This window comes from Marinomonas alcarazii, from assembly GCF_003208215.1.
GTDB lineage: Bacteria > Pseudomonadota > Gammaproteobacteria > Pseudomonadales > Marinomonadaceae > Marinomonas > Marinomonas alcarazii.
In genome coordinates this window covers 1-25,175 of record NZ_QKLW01000003.1, presented here as the reverse complement: position 1 = coordinate 25,175, position 25,175 = coordinate 1, and the positions used below count along the sequence as shown (strand labels likewise).

Annotated in this window: 19 protein-coding genes; 10 read left to right on the top strand and 9 right to left on the bottom strand. The window is 43.9% G+C overall.

Annotated features, from left to right (window positions below; genetic code table 11):
- Positions 1-32: 32 nt before the first annotated feature.
- The gene (locus DFP75_RS08320; protein ID WP_110574526.1) at positions 33-1,244 is read right to left on the bottom strand and encodes an MFS transporter; all 1,212 of its coding nucleotides are present in this window, start codon (positions 1,242-1,244) and stop codon (positions 33-35) included.
- Between the two features lie 134 nt (positions 1,245-1,378).
- On the opposite strand from DFP75_RS08320, the gene DFP75_RS08315 reads away from it, so the two are divergent.
- On the top strand, positions 1,379-2,248 hold the full coding sequence (locus DFP75_RS08315) for a LysR family transcriptional regulator (protein WP_110574524.1): 870 nt from the start codon (positions 1,379-1,381) through the stop codon (positions 2,246-2,248).
- 136 nt (positions 2,249-2,384) lie between these two features.
- Positions 2,385-4,031: a diacylglycerol kinase family protein gene (locus tag DFP75_RS08310; protein WP_110574522.1), complete on the top strand. Its 1,647-nt coding sequence runs from the start codon at positions 2,385-2,387 to the stop codon at positions 4,029-4,031.
- 149 nt (positions 4,032-4,180) lie between these two features.
- Here the strand turns inward: DFP75_RS08310 and DFP75_RS08305 are convergent, their stop codons facing one another.
- Complete coding sequence (locus DFP75_RS08305; protein WP_110574520.1) at positions 4,181-4,633, bottom strand: PA2169 family four-helix-bundle protein; 453 nt, start codon at positions 4,631-4,633, stop codon at positions 4,181-4,183.
- A 261-nt stretch (positions 4,634-4,894) separates the two neighbouring features.
- On the opposite strand from DFP75_RS08305, the gene adhP reads away from it, so the two are divergent.
- A complete protein-coding gene (gene adhP / locus DFP75_RS08300; RefSeq protein ID WP_110574518.1) occupies positions 4,895-5,905 on the top strand; it encodes an alcohol dehydrogenase AdhP in 1,011 nt (336 codons plus the stop codon).
- A gap of 86 nt (positions 5,906-5,991) precedes the next feature.
- On the opposite strand, the gene DFP75_RS08295 is transcribed toward adhP, so the two are convergent.
- The gene (locus DFP75_RS08295) at positions 5,992-6,453 is read right to left on the bottom strand and encodes an Lrp/AsnC family transcriptional regulator (RefSeq protein ID WP_110574516.1); all 462 of its coding nucleotides are present in this window, start codon (positions 6,451-6,453) and stop codon (positions 5,992-5,994) included.
- Between the two features lie 140 nt (positions 6,454-6,593).
- On the opposite strand from DFP75_RS08295, the gene DFP75_RS08290 reads away from it, so the two are divergent.
- Positions 6,594-7,634: a zinc-dependent alcohol dehydrogenase family protein gene (locus tag DFP75_RS08290; RefSeq protein WP_110574514.1), complete on the top strand. Its 1,041-nt coding sequence runs from the start codon at positions 6,594-6,596 to the stop codon at positions 7,632-7,634.
- 96 nt (positions 7,635-7,730) lie between these two features.
- Here DFP75_RS08290 and DFP75_RS08285 read toward each other — a convergent pair whose 3' ends face one another.
- Both DFP75_RS08285 and DFP75_RS08280 read right to left on the bottom strand, forming a co-directional pair.
- Complete coding sequence (locus tag DFP75_RS08285) at positions 7,731-9,020, bottom strand: dicarboxylate/amino acid:cation symporter (RefSeq protein ID WP_110574512.1); 1,290 nt, start codon at positions 9,018-9,020, stop codon at positions 7,731-7,733.
- A 214-nt stretch (positions 9,021-9,234) separates the two neighbouring features.
- Positions 9,235-10,515 carry a sensor domain-containing phosphodiesterase gene (locus DFP75_RS08280; protein WP_110574510.1) on the bottom strand — a complete coding sequence of 427 codons (1,281 nt, stop codon included), beginning with the start codon at positions 10,513-10,515 and terminating at the stop codon, positions 9,235-9,237.
- Between the two features lie 480 nt (positions 10,516-10,995).
- Between DFP75_RS08280 and DFP75_RS08270 the strand changes: the two genes are divergently transcribed.
- Entirely contained in the window at positions 10,996-11,271 is a 276-nt protein-coding gene (locus DFP75_RS08270) for an Lrp/AsnC family transcriptional regulator (RefSeq protein ID WP_110574507.1), read from the top strand.
- Between the two features lie 27 nt (positions 11,272-11,298).
- Positions 11,299-11,706 (top strand): GFA family protein, encoded by a 408-nt coding sequence (locus DFP75_RS08265; RefSeq protein ID WP_110574505.1) that lies wholly within the window; start codon positions 11,299-11,301, stop codon positions 11,704-11,706.
- Positions 11,707-11,761: 55 nt separating this feature from the next.
- On the opposite strand, the gene DFP75_RS08260 is transcribed toward DFP75_RS08265, so the two are convergent.
- The 3 genes from DFP75_RS08260 to DFP75_RS08250 all read right to left on the bottom strand — a co-directional run bounded on the left by DFP75_RS08260 (position 11,762) and on the right by DFP75_RS08250 (position 16,738).
- The gene (locus DFP75_RS08260; protein ID WP_181417010.1) at positions 11,762-14,014 is read right to left on the bottom strand and encodes a bifunctional diguanylate cyclase/phosphodiesterase; all 2,253 of its coding nucleotides are present in this window, start codon (positions 14,012-14,014) and stop codon (positions 11,762-11,764) included.
- Between the two features lie 310 nt (positions 14,015-14,324).
- Positions 14,325-15,482, bottom strand: a complete 1,158-nt coding sequence (locus tag DFP75_RS08255) for a methionine aminotransferase (protein ID WP_110574501.1) — start codon at positions 15,480-15,482, stop codon at positions 14,325-14,327.
- 179 nt (positions 15,483-15,661) lie between these two features.
- Entirely contained in the window at positions 15,662-16,738 is a 1,077-nt protein-coding gene (locus DFP75_RS08250) for an alkene reductase (protein ID WP_110574499.1), read from the bottom strand.
- A 254-nt stretch (positions 16,739-16,992) separates the two neighbouring features.
- On the opposite strand from DFP75_RS08250, the gene gss reads away from it, so the two are divergent.
- The 4 genes from gss (at position 16,993) to DFP75_RS08230 (ending at position 23,574) form a co-directional block, all read left to right on the top strand.
- The gene (gss, locus tag DFP75_RS08245) at positions 16,993-18,870 is read left to right on the top strand and encodes a bifunctional glutathionylspermidine amidase/synthase (RefSeq protein WP_110574497.1); all 1,878 of its coding nucleotides are present in this window, start codon (positions 16,993-16,995) and stop codon (positions 18,868-18,870) included.
- A 156-nt stretch (positions 18,871-19,026) separates the two neighbouring features.
- Positions 19,027-19,680: a TetR/AcrR family transcriptional regulator gene (locus tag DFP75_RS08240; protein WP_110574495.1), complete on the top strand. Its 654-nt coding sequence runs from the start codon at positions 19,027-19,029 to the stop codon at positions 19,678-19,680.
- Between the two features lie 13 nt (positions 19,681-19,693).
- Positions 19,694-22,099 carry a glycoside hydrolase family 3 C-terminal domain-containing protein gene (locus DFP75_RS08235; RefSeq protein ID WP_110574493.1) on the top strand — a complete coding sequence of 802 codons (2,406 nt, stop codon included), beginning with the start codon at positions 19,694-19,696 and terminating at the stop codon, positions 22,097-22,099.
- Between the two features lie 89 nt (positions 22,100-22,188).
- The gene (locus tag DFP75_RS08230; RefSeq protein ID WP_110574491.1) at positions 22,189-23,574 is read left to right on the top strand and encodes an MFS transporter; all 1,386 of its coding nucleotides are present in this window, start codon (positions 22,189-22,191) and stop codon (positions 23,572-23,574) included.
- A gap of 209 nt (positions 23,575-23,783) precedes the next feature.
- Here the strand turns inward: DFP75_RS08230 and DFP75_RS08225 are convergent, their stop codons facing one another.
- A complete protein-coding gene (locus DFP75_RS08225) occupies positions 23,784-24,755 on the bottom strand; it encodes a carbohydrate porin (RefSeq protein WP_110574490.1) in 972 nt (323 codons plus the stop codon).
- Between the last annotated feature and the right edge of the window lie 420 nt (positions 24,756-25,175).

Sequence of the window (25,175 nt, the reverse complement as noted above, 5' to 3'; positions counted from 1 at the left end):
ATTTACAGATAATTCCGCTCTAGTTGCGAGCCTCAAACACCAGGCTGTAAGAAGCTATCAGAGCGAGGCTTATTGGATTGACGTTCATGCAAGAAGATATACATTGCCAATACAAACAGCACGACACTCAGTCCGCAGATCAGCAAATACACATTAGCTAAACTGCCCGTTGTGTCATAAATCATCCCTGCTAACACGTTCCCCAAGGCGCCACCAAGCCCAAACGTCACCATGCCAATACCATTGATCTGCATGGTCGCTTTGGAAGAATATTGTTTGCTTATCCAGCCAGCAATAATCCCCCAAATAGGAAAATACATCATGCCGTAGCCAAAGCCTGCAAGCATAACGAACTGCTCAGGACGATAAGTGAAAGCCAATAATCCTAAAGCAAACACACCGAATATAACCAAAAGCGTGACACTATGGCCTTTCTTATCCGCCAGCTTGCCAACAAAGAAACCCGCAATCATGCCCGTTAACCCGATGATACCCCAAGTGTAACCTCCTAATGCTGGCGGTAGTGATAACTCGGCCAGATAGGTATTCAGCCAGGTGGTAAATGTCATGGTTGACGCGCCAACCAGTAACAATATGAAGCAAGCAAGAAAAGCGGTGCGTTCACGCAATACGGTTTTAAACAACTGTCGTGTGCCCATGGCAAAAGTAACATCAATGTCTTGATCTTGCACTTCAGCGCGGACACTTTTAAGCAAACTAAGCGTCGCGAATAACGTCACCAATCCAAGTACGGATGCAGCCATCCAACCACTGCGCCAACCCAAGAGTGGGACAATCAGTAAAATGATCAAACCGTTGACGCTATAACCCCAAGCGGTGCCACTTGATGCAATAGACAGGTTGGTTGCTGTTCTGTCTGGGCGACCATAGCGAGTAACCAGTTCTACAATCGATCCCCAACTAATTGCGGCACTCGCCGCCATCACGGTGAGAACAACAATCATGACAGTCGTATTATCCAGCCACGCCATGGTAAACAGCAAAGAGGTGGTCAGACTACCTGTGATCAGTAACAAGCGCCCCGAATCCAAACGTGGGCCAATCACACCCAATAACATGGCACCAACAAGATAGGACACCTGTGTTAGCGCCCCCGCTAAAGCGAGATGCCAGCTGGTGATATCAAGTGAGTTTTGCATGGTGGGGACTAATGCCGCAAACAAGAAAATACCAAAACCGTGACTGATAACCTGATTAAAGCCGAATGTTATTGGAATACGCATCACAAACCCCTTGCTTCAATACCTTTGAAAGGCATGTACGAAAAACGATCAATGTCGCTATATTAGGAGCTTGCTTTTATTCGGTAAATCGATAAATATTCATATCTACGTTCAACTAAATTGAAAACTAAAAAATGCGTGATTTACCGATAAATTTACTTCGCACTTTCATGGTCGTGGCTGAAACGCTAAACCTGACTGAGGCTGCCAAACAACTGCACAAGGCGCCATCTACAATCAGTATGCAGCTTAACCGCTTGGAAGATTTAATCGCCAATCCACTAATGGAACGTGGCCAACATGGCGTGCGATTAACCGCTGTTGGAGAACAACTAAAAGCGCATGCTCAGCAGCTTTTGAATCTTCACGATCAAATTGTGGGCTCGTTTCAGAATATGGACATCAGTGGTGTGGTTCGGCTAGGAACGCATGACCAATACGCCAGCCGCACGCTTGCTCCACTTTTACAGGACTTTATTTTGAGCTACCCAGAAGCAGAGCTAGAAGCCGTCTGCGATTATCGACCAGATTATTTGCTCGATCTTTTGGACAAAGGCAAGCTGGATATTGCTTTGGTTGAAATGCTGGCTGACACCGAAGGCGGTGTTCGCTTACGCCGTGATGAATTGGTGTGGATTGGCCCAAAAAATCATTTTGTGCATACCCAGAGCGTACTGCCTTTGGTGGTATTTGCAGAGGGGTGTAAACATCGTCAATTCGCCTGTGAAGCACTCGACAGGGCGAATATTCCTTATCGCATCGCGTTCACCAGCCAAAGCCGTTCTGGCGTCCTAGCTGCGGTGCGTGCTGGCGTTGGGATTGGGATTGTTCCTTACCATACTTTAGAAGAGGATTTGGCTATTTATCAGGACTTGCCTACTCTTCCTGATATGGAAGTAACCTTGTTCACATCGCCAAAAGCCAATGAGGCAACGCGACGTTTAGAAAAAATCATGGTCGAAAATGCGATTTTTAATCCACTAATGGTCGGTGTCAAATACTAAGACGATGTTGCCAAATGTCTGTCTTTTATAGTGTATTTCTTTTTTTCTACCTGTACCTTTACAGGCTACTGTCTTACTTTTAAAAAACAGTATGTTACTCTGTTTACACTATGGCTGGACTCTAGGGAGAGTTGTATTGTTTAAACCAAATTATTACTTATTAGTGTCTGCAGTATTTGTTTTGTTGGTTATCATGACCAGCAATATCTATTTTCAGCTCGCTTGGGCATGGTTTGCCCTGTCTTTTTTCACTGTCAGTCTGGCCTACCTTCTTAATAAACCAACAATATTTCGCAAACGTTCCGATGGCACTGTGCCCATTTATGTACGTTGGATATTTCTGCCGTTTTTGTGGAGTACCCAGCTTTATAACAGTTGGGCGAGAAGCACAGATTCTGTGCCAGCGCTGCAGAAAATAGATGACGGTTTGTTCTTAGCACGACGCTTGTTCCCTTCAGATATTCATGAAATAAAAAGCGAAAACATTAGCGCTGTTTTAGACGTAACCGCTGAGTTTAGCTCTTTGAATTGGATGTCTTACCAAGACAGTGTGGACTACTTAAACATTCCCATCCTTGATCATTCAGTGCCTTCCGATACGCAAATACAGAAGGCACTGAACTGGATACATACACACCGTAAAACAGGGCGCTCTGTGGTCATTCATTGTGCCTTAGGGCGCGGTCGCTCAGCCTTTATGATGGCTGCGTATTTATTAAGCCAGAACCCAAAGTCCACTCCCAGACAGGTGATGGAAAAAATACGTGAAATTCGCCAAACCGTTCGCTTAAACAAACGTCAGTTTAAACATCTAAAAAGCGCGTTGGAAAATAAGCTTTTGGTGGTGCATAACTCCGCTTGGCTGATTGCCAATCCGGTGTCCGGAACACGCCAGTGGGAAGAACAACAAGACGTCATCCTGCGTTATTTATCGGCATATTTTGATGTCACAGTGAAAACCACCACGCCAGAGAAAAATGGTACCGCATTGGCCAAAGAAGCAGTTAAAGCCTCACCCGATATGATTATTGCCTGCGGTGGCGATGGAACAGTTACAGAGGTTGCCGCAGCTATGGTCGGCACCAACATTAAGCTGGGCATTATTCCATTTGGCACCGCCAATGCGCTAAGCCACGTTTTGTGTGGCACGATGTCAAAAGTCGCGCCTTTGGAAACCATTTGCTTAAACCTCATTGATGGCTGCGAACAACGCATCGATACAGCCACCTGTAACGGCGAGTTAATGCTGTTACTAGCGGGCGTTGGTTTTGAACAACAGATGATCGAAAAAGCGGACCGCAGTAAAAAGAACACCAGTGGTCAACTCGCTTATTTAAAAGGTCTTTGGGAAGCGATTGGTCAAAACGAAGTGCATGAATTCACTATTCAACTGAACGACGACGAACCCTTCACCATCAAAACGCCAAGCCTAACCATTGCCAATGCCGCACCGATCACAACGCTTTTGGCACAAGGCAAAGGTGTTCCAAATATTATGGATGGCGAGCTGGATTTAACCTGGTTAGACCCAGAGCGTATGCAAATATTAAACTTGGCCGAATTGGCTATGCTCGGTTTGGGTGATCAAAATGAAGACAGTGAGGCCCCAGAAGGGAACAATGGTGTATTCCACCGCGCTGCCTCAAGGGTAACAGTAGACATCAGCCAAGTAGGACACTATGTGTTAGATGGCGAAGAACGCGAAGCTGAGAAGCTAGAAGTCATCGTCAGACCTCAATCGTTGAGTGTCATCGTCCCTGAATCCGTCATTAGCGACAAATAAAAAAGCCAGCATGGATCCCTAATCTATCCATGCTGGCTTTATAACATTAACAATGATCCGTAACGCTTTGCCTAAGTTCCTGCCTTGATGCTAACCCAAAAAGCAAAGGCAAGTTAAAGGCCAGCGTACGGACTATGAGTTCACATTAATTACTGTTGCGCTGCGACTTGTAGCGCCTTCATTTCATCATGGCACTCTTTCATTCTGACTTTAACTCGGCGCAACGTGGCGTCACAATCTTGCATTTGGTTTCTCTCAAGTGCTAAATCGAGCTCTTCAAGTACCTTGTCTTCCACTTCTTCTAACTGGTCAACATAGGTAAAAACGGTTCCTTCAGTAGAAACTTTCGCCATCAACTTAGTGTAAGTCTGACGCGCTTTGACTAAATTATCCGTATCGGTTTCTACTTCACCTTGCTGAACAACTGCAAAAGGTTGTAGCTCTTCAACCGCTTCCTCTTTAGCATCAATCATGCGATTGAAAAATGCGTTATACGTACTGTCATCAAGCTTGTTCTTCGCTTCTTGGTAGAATTCAATACCGCCGTTCATTACTTTGATGATGTCTGTAATGTGGTGGGCATGTGCAGTTTGATTTTGCATATTTTCCTCCTAGTTAGCGTTTGCTTTATTTCGTCTTCCTACATACATAGTTGGCGATGGCAGGATGAAAAACAACCGCATTTCAAGAGATGCACTTAGGCTGCATGTTTACTGCACTAAGTAGAGACGCCCTTACAAAGTCTTTTTTTCTTATAAAAAATTAAGAGCTAACACTGATCTAACGCAGTTCTTGCCTTCTTCATCTGTGTCACTATGACCTCATAGCATTGCGTCTAATTAAATCAAAAGATGGAGTTTGTCATGAAAGCAGCTGTAGCCAGTAAGTTTGGCGCCATTCTAAAAATTGAAGATGTCGCTAAGCCTAAGATCGAACCCAATCAAGTACTCGTCAAGATTCATGCTTGTGGGGTGTGCCATACGGATTTACACGCTTGCCACGGAGATTGGCCTGTCAAACCTACTCTGCCCTTTATTCCAGGTCACGAAGGCGTCGGTGAAATCGTCGAGGTTGGCAGCGCAGTAAAACATTTGGCCTTGGGTGATCGAGTGGGTATTCCTTGGTTATACAGCGCCTGCGGACATTGCGAGTACTGTCTAACAGGTAATGAAAACTTGTGCCTTGAACAACAAAATGCGGGGTATTCGGTCGATGGCGGTTACGCTGAATTTTGTGCCGCCCATGCAGAATATGTGGTTAAAATTCCTGAAGGCTTAGGTTATGTAGAAGCAGCACCGTTATTTTGTGCTGGTGTAACGACATACAAAGCTCTCAAAGTATCTGGTGCAAAACCTGGTGATTGGGTCGCTCTGTTTGGCATTGGTGGACTAGGGCATTTAGCCGTGCAATACGCTGTTGCCATGGGGTTTCGAGTCGTAGCGGTTGATACAGGCGAAGCCAAACGTGAATTAGCCATGTCGCTCGGTGCGGAATATTTCTTTGACTTCAAAACCGACGATGTCGTTAAAAACATTTTAGACGCTACTTCCGGTGTGCATGCCTCTGTTTGCACTGCTGTGAGCAAAGCGGGCTTTAGACAAAGCTATGACGTGATTCGTCGCGGCGGCAAGTGTGTCTTGGTTGGTTTGCCCCCAGAAGACATGCCATTACCCATTTTCAACACTGTTCTTAATGGTGTCAGCGTGGTTGGCTCCATCGTTGGCACCCGCAAAGACTTAGAAGAGTGTTTGGAGTTTGCTGCGCGCGGTAAAGTTAAAGCGATTATCGCCGAAAAAACACTGGATGATATTAACGAGATTTTTGCCGATATGGAAAAAGGCGACATCACCGGCCGTATTGTAATGACCTTGTGATTGTTTGTTTTTCTATCGTGTGAAGCACAAAGCCAACCCTTACCGGTTGGCTTTGTATTATCTGCATCTTCTCTAAAATACAGTCATTATACTGGCAGTCGTGTTGAGGCTTTCAGTTCTCGCAGTGAGATATTCGAGGCAATCGCCGACACACCGGGTAGTTTTCTCAACACCTGATCCACAAAACGACTGTAGTCATCTAGGTCTTTGGCAACCACTTGCAACAAGAAATCAGCTGCACCTGTGGTGTTGTGACAGGACAAAACATTGTCGCATAGTTGGATCATTTCTTCGAAAGTTTGAGTCGTTTCTGCATCATGCTGATTACAGGTCAGCTGCACAAACGCCATCACGCCGAAGCCCAGTTTACGACGATCAAGGTTCGCCTGATAATCGGTGATGATGCCCTCTTCCTCTAGACGTTTGAGACGACGCCAACAGGGCGTTTCACTTAACGAAAGTTCGTTAGCTAATTTTGCGTTAGTTAGCTTGCCATCTTGCTGCATACGCCGAACGATATCAGTGTCTACCTTATCCAAAGCCGCCATTGAAAGATTCCCCTCTTATTAACCTCATATCTGAAATAGTATTTCTTAAGCTCTCCAATATACAAGAAAAAGAGCAAGGTAATTTCTCGTATATTCAGTAGTCTATTAGGCTGTCGTACGGATCAGCAAAGGAGCAAACTATGAAAGCCGTTGTCTACGAAAGCTTTTCGTCCACCCCCAAAATTATGAATGTAGAAGACCCGACACCAGAAAAACATGGTGTGGTGATTAAAGTTGAAGCGACTGGTGTATGTCGTAGCGATTGGCACGGCTGGATGGGACACGATCCAGACATTGTCTTACCACACGTTCCCGGCCATGAGTTTGCAGGTGTTATTGAAGCCGTAGGCAAGGATGTTCAGCGCTTTAAAGTAGGCGATCGAGTCACGGTACCTTTTGTTAGCGGATGCGGTTCTTGCCCAGAATGCCACGGTGGCAATCATCAAGTCTGTGGTAATCAAACTCAACCTGGTTTCACTCATTGGGGATCTTTTGCGGAATATGTCTCCATTCATCACGCAGATGTAAATCTGGTCACCTTGCCAGAAAACATAGACTTCACCACAGCAGCGAGCCTTGGGTGTCGCTTTGTGACCTCATTTAGAGCCGTCGTCGATCAAGGTAAGGTCAGCGCTGGTCAATGGGTCGCCGTACATGGCTGTGGTGGTGTTGGCTTGTCGGCCATCATGATTGCCAACAGCATTGGTGCCAATGTCATTGCAGTGGATGTGACGGACGATAAACTTGAGCTAGCAAAAGCCCTAGGCGCTTATGCGACCATTAATGCCACTAGGGTGGCAGATGTGGCTGAAGCGATTAAAGAAATCACCCGCGGTGGCGCCCATGTATCGATCGATGCACTCGGTCACTCAACAACCTGCATAAACTCCATTAAGAGTTTGAAAAAGCTGGGTAAACACGTTCAAGTTGGTTTGTTATTAGCCGATCAAGCCACGCCACCAATTCCAATGAATTTGGTCATTGCCCATGAACTCGAAATTATTGGCAGTCACGGCATGCAGGCGTTCCGTTACGATGCAATGTTAGCCATGATCAAGACGGGCAAACTCAGCCCAGAAAAGCTGCTTGGTCGAACCATCAGTTTAGAGGAATCCATTGCCGCGCTAACCAATATGGATAAAACCAACCCACCAGGCGTAACGGTTGTTACACGTTTTTAACACCTGTTTCGCACGCGAAAAAAAGAGCGCATACCGAAGTAAGCGCTCTTTTTTTAGTTCCAATCGCATTTTATTCAGAACAATATTCCGTGCTGATTAAGCTTGTTTTTTCTCTAAATGCAGATCAGACAAATTACCCGCATCAGGATCGTTATAGACGTTCTCATCTAGCTGACCTTCGCTTTTGGCAACGACAATGGAAACCACAGCATCACCAGAAACGTTAACCGCTGTACGAATCATGTCTAGCAAACGGTCAACACCCAAAATCAAGCCAATACCTTCAATCGGTAAGCCGACTTGTGCGAACACCATAGACAGCATTATCAAACCAACACCTGGTACGCCTGCGGTACCGATAGATGCCAATACAGACATCAAAATAACGGTTAAATACCCCATCATACCAAGCTCTACGTTGTAGATATTAGCGATAAAGACAGTCGCTACACCTTGCATGATCGCGGTGCCATCCATGTTGATGGTCGCCCCAAATGGCACAGTAAAAGACGCTACCGAGTTTTTCACGCCCATACGCTGCGTTACGGTACGCAAGGTTACTGGGATCGTCGCATTAGAGCTTGAAGTACTAAAAGCAAACACTTGTGTGTTACGCATTTTTTTCATGAAAGTTATAGGATTTAAACCAGACAAGACTTTCAGAATAAGCTGTAAGGTCACAAAGAGGTGGAATAACAATACTCCAATCAAGACCAATACATAACCGAGTAGCTGAGCAAGCAAATCCATACCTAAATCTGCAATAGCTCTAGCGATCAAACAGAACACAGCGTAAGGCGCAACCGCCATGATGATGTTAACCATCTTCATCATGATTTCATTTAGTGCTTCGATAAAGTCGCTAACAACAGTGGCTTTTTTCCCAACCATTAAGATACTGACCCCAAACATGATCGAGAAGAAGATCACTGGCAACATGTCGCCTTCCGCCATCGCGCTAATTGGATTAGAAGGAATAATATTGATCAGAACAGTGGAAAGTGGTGGTGACGCTTTACCTGTAAAGCTCGAGGAAGACTCAGCATTCATGCCTTCACCGATACCAAATCCTGTGGCGATAATTAACGCAGCAGCAATCGCGATTGCTGTGGTCACTAAGTATAAAAAGAAAGACTTTGAACCGATTCGGCCCAGCAACCTAATGTCACCGATACCGCAAACACCGCAAACTAATGAAAAGAAAACCAACGGCACGACAAGCATTTTTAACGCATTAACAAACATGGTGCCGACGACTTTAAACATACCGTCAGTCAAGTAACTGTTCGCCCATGTTCCGTCTGCGTTTAGTCCTGTTAAGTTGAGGACCAACCCAACTATGATGCCAAGCACCATTCCAAGTAACACTTTATAGGTTGTATTCATAACACTCTCTCTAATTCCATTTTTCCATTGATTTGGATAGCAAAATGGCTATGGCTCTAAAATAAAAGTTAGGCATAGTACATGCCATTACCGAGCATAAAAACTATTTTTTGGCGTGGAAGAAAAGACAGTATTACTTTAAAAGAAGGTGTGTGCAATAAATGTACAGCAATGACACCTTATAGACACCTCAGAAAAGGCTTAAAACAAAGCGTCAAGCCTCACAAAAGGCCAACGCATCTTTAAGTGGTAATGGGTAACAGAAAAAATATCCCTGTATTTTTTGAGCACCTAACTCTTGAAGCACTTCCAGCTCCGCCAAAGTCTCCACACCTTCACCAAGCACCTTGCTTTTGGTTTCTTTTGCAAAGCCAATCAAAGCAGCAACCAAGGCTCTTTTTCTGTGATCTGAATTAAGATTAGCAATTAAGCTTCTATCTAATTTAATAATGTCCGCTTGCAGCTCCAATATGTGTTGAAAACTGGCAAAGCCGGCTCCGGCATCATCGACAGCAAGACGCATACCTCGCTCCCGAAAAGACTGAATGGAATTCCGAAATGCTTTGTAGTCTGGAATAGACTCTCGCTCAGTCACCTCCATTACAATGCGATGCAAAGGCGCTTTATCTAACATAGCTTGCAGATAAGACGATGTAAGGTGTTTAGGAGAAACATTCAACGTTATGTAATATTGCTCAGGGATAGCTGGCAATAAATTGATCGCCTCTTCAATGGCAAACAACTCTAGTACTTCGCCAACACCTGAGGCATTGGCTTTATTGAACCAATAATCAGGGGAATAATAGGGCTTGGTTTGAAAACGAGACAAGCATTCAAAACCTGTAATCGACTTTGTTTTAAGGTCATAAATTGGCTGAAATACGATGGAGAGTTGCTTGTTACGAATGATTTCAAAAATATCATCACGAGCGTCCTGCTGCGATTTTGATACGTTAAATTCTTTTTCTATGTTACGAGCGGCAAACTTTGCAAAAAGCGTCAATATAGAGAGGTCTTTATTCGTCAATGACTCATCTGGTTTCTCGCTGAAACAACACAAGGTGCCATAAAGAGAATCATCGGAAAAATAGATAGGCACGCCAACATAACTGCCTATATTTAATTTTTTTGTTACCGCTAACGCCTTGGTGATTTCGTTCTCCGACGTATCAGGAATAATCTTCGGCAGTTTTTCATCAGCAATAAGCTGGCAATAGGTTTCTTCGTTTTTATCCTTATGGCCTTTATCGAGCGGGTTATTACAAACATCTTTTTTATCAATATGTAATATTTCACGATCACCATTATGAAAACGAGACAAAAAAGCAACGTCCATTCCTAGGTGTTGTCGAATAGTTTGTACTAGATGCTCCAAATCATTATTAAACGAATTGGTCAAAAGCTCTTCTTCCATTGTGCTTTGATCCTGGACACCCAAAATAGCCTTCATTAAATCAACGCTATTATTTATTTTCGCTGTGTTTTTCTCGAACACACCCTACCTCTAAGAAATCATTTTATGATTGGATATTATGAATGCTCACCCCAATACTTAGATAAATCATACTAAAAGCACTAAACCTCTTACTATGTTTTTTCTGCAGTTTTACGTAATGATATGAGTCTAGCGTTTTCTATTAATAACATTGCGTAAACAAATGAATAGTTGCGTCAGATAATCAAAGTAAAATATAACTTTTGCGCTTTCTATAACCTTCTCTTATTAAACTTTATACCTAAATGCTTCTTGCTTTCCAAACGGCAGAGCCTATGCCTATGTACGTCGCTTTCGTCAGTAAAGCCTCTTTTTCATTATGCTGCTTTCCTATTTGGCGTGAGCGGCTAGCTGTCTGTTCCTTTGTAAATCGACGCTTAAGGTGCTTTAATTCTCGAACTATTCGCTGGCGCTCAAAGGCTTGAAAAGCAACTTTATCCAGACACCAGCGTACACTCACCATACGAAGAGGAGATTCTCGTGGTTACCGCTATCATCATGCTTTCTGTAGAGAAAAAGTACATTAACCAAGTGGCCGAAAAATTAGCATCCATTGAAGGTTTATCTGAAGTGTATTCTGTCAGTGGCTCATACGACATCACCGCCATTGCCCGAGTGCAGACCAATGATCAGTTATCTGAATTAGTAACACAGCACCTTGCACAGATCGATAACATTCTGAAAACAGAAACCATGTTGGCGTTTCGTGCTTATTCAAAACATGATTTAGAAGGCATGTTTTCTGTCGGTGTTTAACCTTTAATTGTATTGGGGGATTTCGTTATGAGTCATATTCACGCAGGATCTTGTTTGTGTAATGCCGTTACGTTTGAGCTAGAAGGAGAATTTACGAAATTTTTTCTTTGCCATTGTAGCCGCTGTAGAAAAACCTCTGGCACGGCCCATTGCGCCAACCTATTTGCTTCAGGCGCTACATTAAACTGGTTAAGCGGCGAAGATAAGCTCAGCTTTTATCGTCTAGAAGACACGAACTTTGCCCGTACATTTTGCTCTGTATGTGGCTCTAATATGCCAACAGACGCGAAAGCTCGTGGTTTAGTTGTGGTGCCTGCGGGTTGCTTAGATACAGAGGTCGATATCACCCCACAAGCTCATATATTCATGGACAGCAAAGGCAATTGGGATGAAAACTTAGGCGATATCCCTACGTACGAGGGCCTGCCAAGCTAACGCCGCCATTCATGGTGGCTGTAATCTAGCAGCACAAATCACTTTCCTTATGCTGCTAGATCTCTTTCTGAATTGGATATAAAAGCGCTTCTTCTAAACGTAATGGCTTAGCAAAATAATACCCTTGCAGAAAATCACAGCCATATTGCAACAACAAGTCGGCTTGTTGTTTGGTTTCAACCCCTTCAGCAACGACCATAATCTTCAGTTTGTGAGCCATGTTAATAATCGCCTCACAAAGCGAAGAGGAGGAAGACTCAGGGCTAAGTGTTTGCACAAAACTGCGATCGATTTTTAAGAAATCAATGTCGTAATTCATTATGTACGCCAATGATGAATAACCGGTCCCGAAATCATCTAAAGCCACTTGTATGCCATTTTTTCTGAAATCCATTAGTACTTGACGCGTACGCTCATCCATTTCCATTAAAAGGTTTTCGGTAATTTCCACAACCAAGCCATTCTTTTCATCTGCACTACGGTTTAACTCACCAGAGCCAGTTATCAGGCTCGATAAAAACACATCGGCACCTTCACGGCGATTTAATAACTGCAAAGGAGACACATTGACCCCTATTTGCACATCAGGACCACGAGCAACTTGTAATTTAGATAACGCAGCCTTGGCTTCTTGAATAACCCAGCCGCCAATATCTACTATTAGACCAGACTCTTCTGCTGCTGAAATAAATTCATCGGGACTAATAAGCCCTTTTTCTGGGTGGTTCCATCGAATCAAGGCTTCAAACTTGAGCGCCTTACCCTCTCGGTCAACTATGGGCTGATACACCAAAAAGAACTCATCATTCTTTAATGCTTTATTTATGTCTTTAATCAACTCGACTTTATCTAACAGCGCCTGCTTCAATTTCCAATCAAAGCGTTTCACACAATCCCGACCACTGGCCTTCGCATGATACATCGCTTGATCCACCGCCCCCATTAAGGCTCGACTATCACGACCATCATCAGGATAAACCGCCACGCCACAACTTGCTGATACCATCACATTATCATTCAATACAGAATAAGGTTGTTTGATCAGGCTTTGAATGCTTTCCGCCAACTTAAGAACCTGTGATAAATCGACCTGTTGACCATCAAACAAGAAAACGAACTCATCCCCCCCCTGGCGGCTAATGCTTTTGGCATGAAAAGGGTATTGCGTGATGCGCTCAGCAATCTGCTGCAAAATAGCGTCTCCGACTTCATGCCCACGGGTGTCGTTTATTTCTTTGAAATTATCAAGATCGAGCAAAATAACCGCCAACTTGCCATGTTGAGGGTCAACTTGCGCCAACGTATCTGCGAGTACCTGACTGAATGCCTCACGATTTGAAATGCCCGTTAAGCGGTCTGTTTGCGCTTGATCAATAATGTCTTGCTCTGCTTTTTGCTTCAATGACGCCATTTCCAAGAAATGCTGCTGTAGATAATCCATTTCCTGAACGCCAATGGGACGATTGGTCGGCATTTTTTCATTTCGGCCTAAACGAATGACTAAGTCAGTCAACACATTAAGCGGTTTTAATAGTGAGTTTGTTAAAAAGAAATGAAGCAATATCAACATAAATAAAATCAAAACGGAAAATACCGCAGTAATCATTATGTATCGTTTATTTACCGCACTTAACGCAGAATCAACCGCAATACCCGTTAAAAAAGTCAGCTGCACATTGCCTTTTTCATCGATTATCTGGCGCTTGTGAAATACACGACTCACGCCATCTTCTCCTCGCCAAAAGCGGTTCAAAAGGGCTGGGGGAACATATTGATTGCCTGCAGGATAAGTTACGACGGGTTGATCATTAGCATCCAAAATATAGGCAACACTGTCTGGGGGCAATTGACTTCTTTCTAGAAAAGAACTCCACCAATCTAACGAAATAACCACCACAGCAGCCCCAACAATGTCGTTGCTATTTTGCAGGTTAAAAACGGGATAAGCGAAGTTAACCGTCGGGACGCCCGTCACACGATCTACTTGTACCCCACTGGTGGTGAAATACTGACCAGAAATCGCTTCACGGATGTAGCTGCGATCGCTAACATCAATCGCTTCAGATAATGGCATGCTATTACAGGTAAGAATCCCATTTCGATTCGGCACACCAATGTTGACGTAATAATCGTACAGCGGAAGCAACTCGACGAGAAACTGTCGGCATTCGTCAGAGTCAGGGTCTTGTAACTTGGGAGAGGCGGTTAGATTAGATAAAAAAACATACGCAGACTGGACAAGATGCTCTTGAATATCAGCCACTTGGTAAGAAACGATGTCTGCGACTTTTCGTACTTCTTCTTTCACAATGTTTCGACTGTAACCAAAACTCTCGTATATAAAAAGATAGCACGGAAATATTATAAGGATAGCCAGAAAATACAGCCGTCCTTTTAACGTGTTAAACATAATAGATGGTCATACCCTTGCGACAACAAAAAATTATTGGTCTAAAATATATTGCAGATATAACCTCTAGACACTCAGCGAAACACGTGACTTACCAAAAATTATGATCTGATGATTAACAGTATAGCGTTAGTTAAGTAGCAATTAAAAAGACATATACAACACGAATCAATATGACACATATTATACTCAAAAAGCTCACCAAACTTTACAATTGAGAAAGCCTTTTCGCGGCGTCTAACAGCGTGCCTTCTTCTTTCGCAAAACACAGCCGAATTATGCGCTGGTTATCGGGAGCTTGCTGATAAAACACACTTACTGGAATCGCCGCTACGCCAGCTTGATCTACTAGCCATTCGCAAAACGCCACATCATCAAGATCGCTTATCTGACTGTAATCAAGCAATTGAAAATACGTCCCTTCACAAGGTAATAGCTGAAAACGGCTGTTGGCCAATGCATCTCTAAGCACATCGCGCTTTCGCTGATAAAAGCTTGCCAAGCCAGCACTCGCTTCTGGCAAAGCGAGAAGATGTTCCGCCAAGGCTTGTTGCAAAGGCGTTGCGGTACAAAAGGAAACAAATTGATGCACCTTGCGCAGCTCCGCAGTCAGCGCTGCAGGCGCTACAATGTAGCCAACTTTCCAACCTGTTAAGTGAAAGCTCTTGCCAAAAGACGATACCACCAAACTGCGTTTTGAAAGCTCTGAGTGTTTGTGAATACTTACTGCGGATTCACCAAAGTGGATAAATTCATACACTTCGTCAGATAAAACATAAATGTCGCGACTTGCTACGGCTTGCCACAAGGACTCTAAATCTTCCGCCTTCCAGCAAGTCCCCGTTGGATTGTGTGGTGTATTGATTAGTACCAATCTCGTCTTGTCAGTCAGCAGTTCAGAAAATGCCTGCCAATCAGGACGAAACTCGGGTGCAGCCAAGGTTACTCGCTTACAAATCCCACCTGCTAGGGTCACTGCTGGCTCATATAAATCGTATGCAGGATCAAATAAGATGACTTCATCACCGTGATGTACTAAAGCTGCAATGGCATCAAAAATAGCTTCAGACGCACCGCTGGTCACGGTGATTTCATCTAATGCACTGACTTTTCGGTCATAGTGACGCGCAATCAGGTTGGCTATTGCTTCTCTTAAAATCGGCAAACCAGTCATAGGCGAGTATTGATTATTACCGGTTAAAATCGCTTGCGAAGCACGCTCTAATAATCGAGCATCCGGAGGAAAGTCAGGAAAGCCTTGCGACAAATTGATCGCCCCCTTTTCCGCCGCCAACGCAGACATTCTGGTAAAAATAGTGGTGCCGACGGACGGTAATTTGGAAGTAAGAGAAGAAGAAATGGTCACGATGTTTTGCCTTAAAAAAGAGTTGTCTTAAGAAATACTAATTTGGCTAAGTTAAAGGACACCGAGATTGGACGTCAATCTTCTTTCATGCCTGATGACCTAAAAGAAAACATTCATAACAAAAAAACGCCAAGGCATACCGCCTTGGCGTTTTAAGTGTGAACCGGTATGAATTGGAATTACGCAGTCATAAACGGATAATCTGTATAGCCTACTGCACCCGGTGTGTAAAAGGTATTTGGGTTAGGCTCGTTTAATTCCGCGCCAGCCTGAATACGTTCGACAAAGTCTGGGTTGGCAAGAATACCTTTACCAAATGCCACGCTGTCCGCTTTATTATCTGCTAGTGCTTGATTGGCTTCTTCTGGAGAATAACCCATGTTGACCATCAAATGGCCTTTATAAGCTTCACGCGCTACACTGACAACATCGGCTTGTTGCTCGCCGAAAAAGTCCGCACGCATCAAATGCAAATACGCTAAATTAAAACGGTTCAAGTGTTCGCTCAAGAAACGAGTCCATGCCAGAGGATCGCTCTCTTTCATGCTTTGGAAGCTATTAAGCGGAGAGAGACGTAAGCCAACGCGGTCACTGCCCAACACGTCTGTAACCGCCTCAATCACTTCCGTTAAAAAGCGCGCGCGATTTTCCAAAGAACCACCATATTCATCGGTACGCTGGTTAGAGCTTTCACGCAAGAACTGATCAATTAAATAGCCATTGGCACCGTGAATTTCCACACCATCGAAACCCGCTTCTTTGGCATTGATCGCTGCTTGGCGAAAGTCAGCCACAATGTCTTTGATTTCGGCAACCGTTAATGCTCGAGGAACAGTGTATGGTTTTTTGCCTTCTGGAGTATGAGTTTCACCATCGATCGCAATCGCGCTTGCTGACACGGCCTCTTTGCCACCGTTCAATAATGGATGCGCCGCACGGCCAGCGTGCCAAATTTGCATAAAGATACGACCGCCCGCTTTATGAACCGCATCTGTGGTGAGCTTCCAACCTTCGATCTGCTCGGCAGAATACACACCAGGATCGTCGCCAAAAGCAGATGTGCCTTCCGTAACCATAGTACACTCGGTGATCAACAAGCCGGTGCTAGCACGTTGGGAGTAATATTCAGCCATCAAGGCATTTGGCTGATGACCAGGCGCTCGCGTACGAGTCAAAGGCGCCATAACAATACGATTAGGTAACTCTAGATTTCCCACTTTTACTGGGCTAAACAGGTTTTTTTCAGTGCTTGTCATTATAAACTCCAGAATCTATTTCAGTCTTTATAGAAAGTATAAGCACTACATAGGGCAGTTATTGCAAAATACAATCTTGTGCACTTTCTTTCCTGAATGATCGTTCAAATTTTATTCAAGAGCAACTCAAAAAATAAGCCCTAAGAGTGCTTGCAGACCCGCTTTTCAGGGACTATATTGCGGACATCAGACGACCATTTTGTCGCCTTTCTTTTACCCGTTTGAACACGTTTCGTGTGAGGGAAATCAAACTAATGACACCCGACTCCAGTAGACCCATTGCTCCTTTTGGCACCCTGTTAGGCATCGCGCCGGGCAATGTGCCTGTTTACTCTTCCGATTACGATTCCGCCGATGATAATGAACTGCCTAACCGCCATGCTTATCGCAGCTATGTGGATGGGATTTTTATGGGCTATAAATGGCAATGTGTTGAATTTGCTCGCCGCTGGCTGTATCTCAACAAAGGTTATATTTTTGATGACGTCGCTATGGCATACGATATTTTCCGCCTAACATCAGCTCGACTTATTGCCGATGAAAGCCGATTACCACTGAAATCCTTTCACAATGGCTCGTTGCGTCATCCGGAAGTCGGTGCTCTTTTGATTTGGAACGAAGGTGGTGAATTTGAAGTCACGGGCCATGTGGCGATTGTTACCAAAGTCTTGCCTGATCGTCTCTATATAGTTGAGCAAAACGTCGGCCATCAAATCTGGCCTGAAGGCCAAGATTATTCTCGAGTGTTAGATGCCCGCATAAGCGAAGACGGCGGTTATTGGCTTCGTTGCTCCTATGGCGATGCTTCGATTATGGGTTGGGTCATCCAAACCGACAATGATTTGCATGCTGAAAAGATTGAGCCTGAAGATCCAGCCTTGTTTGATTTACAAATACGCCATGTCGCTAACAAAGGCCAAGCCTCTCGTGCTTGGTTAAATGTGGCGAACCCTGCCGAAGAAGCTTTTGTTGAGATGATGGGCGGACACAAACTCGCCAGCCGACCGGAAGACGACTACAAATACATGGTGATGACAGAAACCGCTGAGCGTGAGCTAAAACGCGCCACCAATGAATTGCACGCCTTATTTATGCACGCCACAGATTATGTACTGCAAAACGATGATCTGCTTTCTAGCTTTAATATTCCTCCAGCTTTATGGCCTAAAATCCATCAATCTTGGGACAACCGTCGTAACCAGATGATCACTGGGCGCTTTGATTTCAGCCTGTCAGCTAACGGCATCAAGGTATACGAATACAACTGCGACTCAGCCTCATGCTACATGGAAGCAGGCATAATTCAGGAAAAATGGGCCAAGCATTATGGCGCGAATGAAGGTGAAGGCTCAGCAACAGAATTGGTCGATGAGCTCATCGAAGCTTGGAAAAACAGTGCTGTCAAAGGCGTGATTCACATCATGCAAGACACAGACTTAGAAGAGAATTACCATGCGCTTTTCATGAAACGCACCATGGAAAAAGCGGGTCTAGATTGCAAAGTCATCAAAGGCGTCAGTAGTTTACGCTGGGATGCAGACGGTGATGTCGTTGATACTGACGGGGTCAAAATCCGTTGGGTGTGGAAAACTTGGGCATGGGAAACCGCTCTGGATCAAATCCGTGCCGAATGCGATGACGATGAACAACGCCTTCGCGATTACAAGACTGATATCCCTCGAAGTGAAGCCCCGCGTTTAGTCGATGTTTTATTACGCAAAGACGTCATGGTTTACGAACCACTTTGGACTCTTATTCCTAGTAATAAAGCGATTTTACCGGTTTTATGGCTACTTTTCCCCGACCATCCCTATTTATTGGAATCGTCTTTTGAGTTAAGTGATGCACTAAAAACTCATGGTTATGTAAGCAAACCTATCGCTGGTCGCTGCGGCTTTAATATCAGCCTGTACGATGGCAAAGACGCCCTAATGGAAGAAACCGCTGGTCGCTTTTCTCATCAAGATCAAATTTTCCAAGCTCTTTGGAAGTTACCGGACATAGAAGGCTATCGCTCACAAGTTTGCACTTTCTCGGTGTCTGGACATTACGCTGGTAGCTGTTTGCGTGTTGATCCAACCTTGGTCATCACCAAAGACAGTGACTTAATGGCTTTGCGAGTCATTGAATAACCAGTAACTCCCTCTCAAGCAATTGATTTTAATTGTTTTTATATAAAAGCCTTTGCCTCAAGTGATGAGGCAAAGGCTTTTTTTGTTAATTAATTATTGACTGCAATTGTACCAGCCATTAGATTGATGAAAAAAATATAACACGTGTAACATTTTATGAATTCAAGAATGGTTCACCAAACCGAGGCTACTCGGGACAAAATTATCAACATTGCCGAAGCACTTTTTATCGAAAATGGCTTTGCTGATACTCAAATGAAAGACATCGCGGCAGCCACTGGCATGAGCCGTAATACTTTATATCGTTATTACCAAGACAAATACGATTTGGGCTTTGCCATACTGGTTGTGGTGCTCACTCGTAAGAACGATATTTATGAACACATCATAGAAAAAATCAAAGCTCGCCATTACGCCACTATTCTCGAAGGCCTTGGCGTACTCATGCAAGCCTATGCAGACCCCCAATATGAAGACGATGACCGCTTCATTGCCGAATTTGACGGTTACTATGCTGGATCACGTATCCCCACTGAATTCCGCGAAAAACTAACACAACTATTGCCAGAAAAAATCGGCCAATCGCTTAACGATATTGTCTCTCTAGGACAGGCTGAAGGCAGCATTCGCTCTGACGTTCCAGCACCTTATTTGGCCGTCACCTTATTTAATGCGGTTCCTACTTTTTTCCGCCGCATGCTGTTACGTCAAAATGCTTTGATGGAAATTGAACAAGAGGCCATTCCAAAACTTTCCCCTGTATTAATTCAGCTACTGATCGATGGTCTGAAACCATCACCACAAATCTAAAAAGGATGAAACGATGAGTGATACAAAAATAAATCAACTCTTAGCCGAACTAACCCTAGAAGAAAAAGCCATGCTCTGTACCGGCAAAGACTTTTGGACACTTCATGGGATTGAACGTTTGAGCCTACCATCAATCATGGTAACTGATGGCCCTCATGGCTTGCGAAAACAAGCAGGAGAAGGCGATCATGTGGGCCTAAATGCGGCCGTTAAAGCCACCTGCTTCCCAACGGCATCAGGACTGGCTGCGTCGTGGAATACCAAACTCGTTGAAGAGATGGGCGTCGCGCTAGGCAAAGAATGTCGCGCTGAAGATGTGTCCGTGTTGCTTGGCCCTGGCACAAACATAAAACGTAACCCTCTGGGTGGCCGTAACTTCGAATATTTTTCTGAAGACCCTTTATTAGCTGGCGACATGTCAGCCGCTTGGATCAAAGGTGTACAAAGCCAAGGTGTCGGCACCAGCCTAAAACATTACGCAGTAAACAATCACGAACATTGCCGTATGACAGTCGATGCTGTTGTCGACCAACGAACCTTGCGTGAAATCTATCTGCCTGCTTTTGAAAAAGCCGTTAAAAAGACCCAGCCATGGACTGTCATGTGCTCTTATAACAAGGTAAACGGCACCTACGCAGCTGAACACAAGCAATTACTCGATGACATTTTAGTCAAAGAATGGGGCTTTGAAGGCATTATTGTGACGGATTGGGGCGCTAATAACGACCGCGTTGAAGGTGTCAAAAATGGTCAGCATTTAGAAATGCCAAGCTCTGGCGATATGAATACCAAAAAGATCATTGCCGCAGTGGAAAACGGTCAGCTAACGATGGCAGAGTTAGACAAATCTGTCGCTCGCGTATTAGCGCTGATATTAAAATCACAAGCTTCTCTAGAAAGCGATAAAGTAGAAGCCGACTTAAATGCTCACCATGAACTCGCTGCGCGAATCGCAGAAGAAACCTGCGTACTATTAAAGAATGATGGTTTATTGCCAGTTGCACCAGGTAAAAAGGTCGCTGTCATTGGCGCGTTAGCCAACAGCACTCGCTACCAAGGTGCGGGCAGCTCCAAGATTAATCCATTCAAGTTGGAACAGCCTCTCGACGAAATCAAAAAACAATTTGGCGACGATAATGTCAGCTATACAGCTGGCTACCATCTTAATGACAAAGAAGACTCAGCAGAAATCGCCAAGGCCATTGAGTTAGCCAAACAAGCAGACGTGGTGTTTTTGTTCGCAGGCCTAACGCCAAAATATGAATCCGAAGGCTTTGATCGTCAGCATTTGAACCTGCCACAAGTGCAATTGGATCTAATTGCCGCGCTAGGCGAACAACTCAACAAGACCGTTGTTGTTCTTCAGAATGGCGCACCAGTCGTTCTTCCATTTGTCGAAAAAGTACCCGCCATACTGGAAGCGTACCTAGGCGGTCAAGCCGGTGCTTCAGCGGTGGCCAAAGTACTGTCTGGTGAGGTGAACCCAAGCGGTAAGTTGGCTGAAACTTTCCCTGCAAACTTAGACGATGTTCCAAGCCAACCATATTTCCCTGGCACCACAAAGCAAGTGCAATACCGTGAAGCTATTTGGGTCGGTTATCGCTATTTTGATACCACCAAAACAAAAGCACTTTTCCCTTTTGGTCATGGCTTGTCGTATACCAACTTCACTTACTACCATTTAACCTTGCTAAGTGGCGACAAAGCGTCCTTTAATGAAAACGACTCTATTAAGCTACAAATTACTATTACTAACACAGGAAACAAAGCCGGAGCGGAAGTTGTGCAGTGTTACGTGGGACAAAAATCCTCTTCTCAACCTCGTCCAGCAAAAGAGCTAAAAGCATTTGAAAAAGTGTTCTTAGAGCCAGGTGAAAGCAAAGAAATCGAGTTTGAGCTGGATTATCGTGCTTTTGCTTATTGGGATGAAGCGCAATCCTCTTGGGTAGCTGAAAGCGATGAATATCAGATTCATATCGGCTCCTCGGTAGAAGATATTCGCGATACTGCCACTGTTTTTTTGAATACGACTGTAGCAAAAAAACAACCTAATGCAGCCCTAAAAGCTTACTTTGAGCCTGAAAAACGTGACTTTAATGACGCTGCATTCACGGCCTTATTAGGTTACGACATTCCTGCGCCAACACCGATCACGCCTTACACGGTGAATTCAACTCTAGGAGAAATTGCCAATGAACCACTAGGCAAACCTTTGTATGAAGGCATGCTTTCCGTGTTTACTCAAATGATGGGCGGCGATCAAAATGACTCTGCTGCGGAAGCCGATCGCCTGATGGCAGAATCTATGGTGGCGGATATGCCATTACGTAATTTGCCAGTGTTCAATAGTCAGCAATATTCTGAAGATCAGATTTTGCAACTTATTGCCTCACTAAATAACAAGGAAACACGCATCTAAAAAGCTGTTTTATATACCGTCATTATCTACATTAGCGAAGGGTAATGACGGTGATGTAAGTGATAACCAATAAAAATAAAGAGGCAAAGATGTCCAAAGCTAACTATGAAACAAGTCGTCGTGAACGACTCAGCTATTACACTTTTTTCACCGGTCAAAACATTATTTATATGTTTGTGACTATATTTATTAGCGTGTATTACACCTCTGTACTCGGACTATCCGCCGCGACAGTCGGCATTCTCTTTCTGTTAGCCAGAGTATGGGATGCGGTGAATGATCCAATACTCTCCATTATAGTAGAAAGAAGTCGCTTTAAAGGCGGTAAGTTCAAGCCTTGGGTGAACGCCATCGCGTGGGCAGTTCCGCTTTCCACTGTTTTGATCTTTGCTTTTGGCGACTACCTTGCCGAACAGCCAATGTGGCTTCGTATTACCTACGCCTTCATCACCTACGTTGGTTGGGGAATGCTATATACCGTATCGGATGCGCCTGCTTACGCCATCGGTTCAGTGATGACGCAAAATAAAGATGAGCGGAATGTCATTTATTCTTTTGTGCGTTTTGGTGGTTTTGTCGGCATGGTCATCGCTATGCTTAGCGCACCTTGGCTGGTCGAAAAACTGGGTGGTAAATGGACTTTAGCGGCGGTCATTATGTGTGTAGCCGCCATGCTTTTGATGCTAACCATACGCACAGTGGAAGAGCGCCACGTTGTAGAACAAGAGGTTCCTACCCTTAAACAAATATTAGGCACGGTGACTGGCAATAAATACTTGCTGATGTTTATCCTTGCCTTTGTCTTTATTGGTGGATCGAATGTTGCCTTCACCTTAATGCCTTATATCGCACGCGATGTCTTTAACGATCCCTCACTTTCCGGCTTATTTCTTTTCGCTATGATTGGCCCGGCTATGCTGGCCTCACCTCTGGTGCCAATTGGCATTCGTAAACTTGGAAAAATCGCCACCTTTGCTTGGGCCTCTGCTGCTCTTGCCATATTGTCAGTGATCACCTGGATGGTGGGCTACGATAATATGGAAGCCTTCATTGCCTTAACCATGATTAAAGCTATTGCACTTGGCGTCACGTTGATTATGCCTAGTATCTTCATTGCCGATTGTATTGAATATGGCTATATCCGCTCAGGAAAACGCTTAGAAGCCGTCACCTTTGCGACCCAAACCTTTGCGAATAAAGCGACAACAGCTGTTGGTGGCTCTATTGCTATGGGTTATCTTGCTATGGTGGGATTTGTTGAATCCTCTGGTGGAGTGGTCGTGCAGCAATCACCACAAGTCATTCAAGGCATGTGGGATGCACTCAACTTAGGTAACGCAATAGGTGCGAGCATTGGTTTAGTCATCTTTTTATACAGCTATAAATTAACTGATAAGCTACTGGCTGATTTAAAACATGACACCCCAGAAGAAGACAACAGCCAGTATCAAAATGCATTGAAAACAGCTAAGTAATTTATCTATTTTTCACACAGGCACCTTGGCGAATTTATTTTTGTCGTGGTGTCAGTGTGAGATGTGACATATCGTAAGGTTATATGAGGCGTTATTTATTTCGATGAAGAGCGTATTAGAGTAAAGCAAGGTAGAAAAAACCACGATGAAGAGCAATATCACCAGAAAAGGGAATAACCAACAATATTGCTCTTACCTTTAACTAAACGCTAGAAGCCATAGTTAAATCGAACTCGTGCTGCAGTTACTTTATCATTTGTACCAGCAGCCACTTTATCAGCCGTTGAATATGAACCAGCAAAGGTCACCGTTGCATTCTCAATATCCAACACTGGCACTGTGTAGGCAATATAAGTGGTTAACAAAGAAGGATCATCACTCGTTCCTTCATCGACAGAAGAAGCAATAAGGCCTAGACCAAAGTTACCGTATGTCATATTTGCCATCATAGAAGTAACTTTTTCATCGGTTTCATGATCTTTACCAAACGTTGCGGCAAGATTAACGTTCGCAGCGGCCACATCAAAATTAGCAGAGACTGCATAACCAGATTTTTTAACTTCACCGCCTGCTGCCAAATCATACTTAACACTTTCATAGCCCGCTGTAATAGTGGCAGCACCTGCGGCAAAGGTTACAGAAGGTCTAATACCAGAGATAGCAGTCGCTTTATCTTCTGTGGCTTCATCGATATTTGGGTCACCATAAAGAGTAGCGAGTTCAAATTTAACACTTTCGCTTGCATTGAAGTGCAAAGCAAATTGACCAGTATCATCGCCTTCACGGCCACGAGCCATATTCGCTTCGTAAACATCTACCGCTTCTACGTGTTCAATGAGAGTATCTTTGCCTTTTGGGAACAGATTCACCGCCTCAAAACGACCCGCTTGAAGGTCCCAAGTGCTGTTGCCAAACTTGATGTAAGCATCATCAACGGTTGCATCACCTGTTGTTTTAATAAGAAGAGAGCCTCTGCCAGCGAAGAAGTTATCGCCCATTGTGTGTCTGCCTGTCACATTGAGTTCAAGGCGACCATCCTGCTTGTATGTGGAATCACCTTCTGCTTTAGAAATGGCATCGGTATTTAACTCGAAGTTTCCGTCAAAGGAAGGTGCGGCGTGAACTGCACTGATAGATAATAAGCTTCCAACAATAGCAGTATGTAGAATAGTTTTTTTCATAATTTTCAGACCCAAATGTTATTTTTATATTTAAATTAGAGCTTCATAAAAACATGCGTTTTCATAGTTAATAATACATTTAGGTAACTTTATTACAACAATGCAACAACGATAATAATTCTTATTTTTTACTTAATTTTTTAAAAATTTTAAACCGATGTTTAAGATATTGTTTTATATTGATTTTTTATGCTTGTTAGAATTTAAGATGGCTTCCGAATCTGAAAAATTAAGAATGAAATGTGGACTTCGGGATTTTTTGAATGTTTTATGATTTTTAATTACTTGATTATGTAATTTTAAAAATTCCAAAAAAATCCGCTTTTGAAGTGACCCCATAAAGTTGGACACTTTATTAACCGGCTAACAATGCCTGATTTCGGTACTCTACCGGAGTCAGGCCATTTAACCCCATTTTTA